At 57.6% G+C, this 3,187-nt stretch carries 2 protein-coding genes and 2 pseudogenes; 2 read left to right on the top strand and 2 right to left on the bottom strand.

Features of this window, described 5'->3' with window-relative positions:
* A pseudogene (locus LPU83_RS28865) lies at positions 1 to 207 on the top strand (recombinase family protein); the annotation flags it as partial.
* An 11-nt stretch (positions 208 to 218) separates the two neighbouring features.
* On the opposite strand, the gene LPU83_RS28860 reads toward LPU83_RS28865, so the two are convergent.
* Complete coding sequence (locus LPU83_RS28860; RefSeq protein WP_331000952.1) at positions 219 to 1,652, bottom strand: recombinase family protein; 1,434 nt, start codon at positions 1,650 to 1,652, stop codon at positions 219 to 221.
* A gap of 193 nt (positions 1,653 to 1,845) precedes the next feature.
* Positions 1,846 to 2,205, bottom strand: a pseudogene (locus LPU83_RS75315) (recombinase family protein); the annotation flags it as partial.
* 511 nt (positions 2,206 to 2,716) lie between these two features.
* Between LPU83_RS75315 and LPU83_RS28530 the strand changes: the two are divergent.
* Positions 2,717 to 3,187 (top strand): recombinase family protein (locus LPU83_RS28530; RefSeq protein WP_244656117.1); only part of this gene is annotated, 471 nt, incomplete at its 3' end.

Genomic DNA, 3,187 nt, shown 5'->3' with positions numbered 1-3,187 from the left:
GATCTGGGCCGATCAGGTGCGACAACGCTCAATCGACCCGGCTTTCAGCGCCTGGTTGCCGAGGTCGGGCTTGGCCATGTGGGAATGGTCATCGGCATTGAAGTATCCCGTCTCGCGCGCTCGTGCCGCGATTGGCATCAGCTTTTGGAAATGTGCGCGTTGTTCGACACGTTGATTGGCGATGCCGATGGCGTCTACGATCTATCATGTTGATACCCTCATTCGGTAGCAGATTGGGTAAAGTCGAGGTGTTGCCGCACGCCGGATTTGAGCTCTTGTATTGCGGCGATTGTTGCAGCGGCATCTGGAAACAGAACGCGTTTGTGAAGGGCGTTTTGGTGGATACTGATCACGCCATTGCGGATTCGATGGCGGATCCAGGAGCGAGAAACGTCCGCCACCGCCGCCAATTCAGACACCGTTAGCCACCCCGGGAGGTGGTGAGAGCGGGTTGGCGTGGACTGCCTCAATACGCGATGGCGTTGTCGGACGACCTGGACGGTGCGAACAGGAACGTAGCTGCGGCGCGGTGAGCGGAAGCCTTCCTCAGTCAGTGTGGCCGCTATTGCCGTGTCGTCGAGCCCTTGATGAGCCAGCTCAAGCAGCCGGACCTCCATCTCGGCGCCGCGAGACAAGGCGCTCAAGGCATGCACCCTCGGCTCGACCTCGCGTTCGGTAACGTCACCTCCTCGCCAAACGATGCGGATCGTAATCCGATCTCGCACCACCCGTTGCAGGATCACTTTGTCGATCAAGCTGCGTAGTAAGGTTTTCTTGCGTCCCCACTCTATGTCAGATCTCTGCCAAAATTCAGGAAGCTGCGAACCGGCAGCGATAAAATCATTCTGCTCTGCTGGCGTCAGATCATCCGATTGATTTTGCATCGCGCGACGGCGCTCAAATGCATCCTCCGCTTGACGAAGCTCACGCAGAGCCCCTTCCCAGCGGCGCTCCAACTCGGCCGCGATCAGCCGATTGTCAGGGTCGACCCGATCGTATTGCCGTTCTGCAAGCAGCGCTTGATAGCGCAGGCGTTTGATCTGCTGCTCTTCAGCGCGGTCAAAAGCCTCGTCTGCCTGCTGGCGAGCATCTTTGGCGAGCATCAATTCAGCTAACTCAGCCGGATTGACCGCGGCGAAGAAGGCCTCAACGACGCAGGCGTCGATGGGATCGGCTGGCAAATGCTGGCATAAGGCTCCGCCCTGGCTACGTGCCAGGAAGTTGCAGACGTAACGGTTGCCGTTCTTGTATTCAACGCCCATTTTATGGCCGCATCGCCCGCACCAGACAATGCCTTGCAACACCGCCGCGCCATCACGCGGCGCACCGCGTGTCTGGTTTCTTTTGTATTCAGCGTGATTGTCGCTCAGCATGATCTGGATCCGCTCGTAACGCTCCCAATCGAGATAAGCAGGATAACGGTCTTTCACTACGATTTTCCACTCCGCCATTGGCCGGCGTCGCGAGATGATCTTACCACTCGCATACCTGGCGTGACAGGACTGGGTGCGGCCATAGACGAAGGCGCCGGCATAGGCCGGGTTCTTCAATATCCCCGCGAGCATTCCGGCAGTTGGGACGCGCCAGACAATGTCGCCAAATCGATTTCGCCGCGGCACGGTGAGGGCACGATCCCGCAAGGAGCGGATCACTTTTCCGACAGTGCCCAACTCCCAAAATGCGGAGAATATCAGGGCAAATCCGGTCCTGCACTTCCTGGTTTGAATCCTTCATCACGATACCATTGGCGTCCCGCTCCAATCCGGCTGGCAACAGCAACGCCAACTCGCCCCGTTCTGCCTTGCTGAGCAAACCAGCCGTCAGGCGGCCACGAAGCGTGTGCAATTCGACTTCCGAGATCGTACCCTTCAGGCCAAGCAACAGGCGCCCGTTGGCCGAACCCGGGTCGTAAACACCATCGCGGTCGCCGATGAGGCATTGCCGATAACCGCATAGATCAAGGAGCGGATACCAATCGGAACAATTGCGGGCAAGCCGCGTCACTTCATACGAGAGAACGATGCCAACTTCGCCCAGAGTGACGCGCGCGAGGAGATCTTTGAAGCCGGTACGGTGAACCGCCGCCGCGCCGCTCTGACCAAGGTCCGCGTCGATCACTTCGATATCGTTGTCTTCCCAGCCGAGATCCCCCGCACGCTGATGCAATGCATATTGCAACCGCAGGCTCTCCTGGTTGTTGACCATCTGATGTGGCGTCGATTGCCGGATATAAATCACCGCCTTTCGGCACAAATGTTGGGTCGTTATCAGATCCGACATCATGGCTCGCCCTCCAGAGAACCATGCGGTTTCGATAGGGGTGATTCGGTTTCTGACGTCAGGCTATCATGCTCAGCCATATCGTCGGAACTTTGCGGCGCCTGCGCCTTTGCACCGATGACCAGGCGAATAAAATCGCGAACGCTCGCAGTCGAAAGCTTGGCTGAAGGCACATCTGGTGCCGATGGATACAAATTGGTGGCTGATATCGGAATCTTCAGGAAAACATCATCGCGATAAACGACAAGAAGTTGCCGAAAAGGCCCGACGCTGCTTGGTCCCGCCGCCAAAACAAAGTCGCGCCCATAGAGAGGATGCGTCCGATCCGTAACGGTTATCCGTTGATCATCCCCAAAACTAATTGGGGCATTAAGATGTGTGCTCGTACGATCCCAGCACATATAACGACCGTCTGTTGCTCGGCCTGAAGGGCACGATGAGCGAAGCTGAGCTGCATATTCTCAAGAGCCGCATGCACGAAGGCCGCAAGGCCAAGGCGCGCCGTGGCGAACTTACTCTGGGTCTTCCGCGTGGCTATGTTTTGAAGCCGTCCGGGGAGGTTGCCCTGGATCCGGACGAGGAGGTGCAAAGGATTATCCGCCTTGTCTTTGCTGTCTTCGAAAAGCGTCGTTCGATTAGCGGTGTTTTACGTTACCTTGTCGATCATGACATCGCGCTTCCCGACCGTATCCGCAGCGGTCCTGAGAAGGGTGATGTCTGTTGGAGCAGGCCTAACAATACGGCGATCGGCGACATGCTGCGTCACCCCAGTTATGCCGGGGCCTATGTCTACGGGCGCAGTCGCAGCGACGGCCGCCTACGGTTGCCCGGAAAGCCTCACAGTGGCCGGCGCATTATTGGCGATCGGCAAAAGTGGATGGTACTGCACCAAAATGCTCTTCCAGCC

This window comes from Rhizobium favelukesii (assembly GCF_000577275.2).
Lineage (GTDB): Bacteria > Pseudomonadota > Alphaproteobacteria > Rhizobiales > Rhizobiaceae > Rhizobium > Rhizobium favelukesii.
The sequence above is the reverse complement of the archived record's forward strand: the minus strand, read 5'-3'. Positions and strand labels throughout refer to the sequence as shown.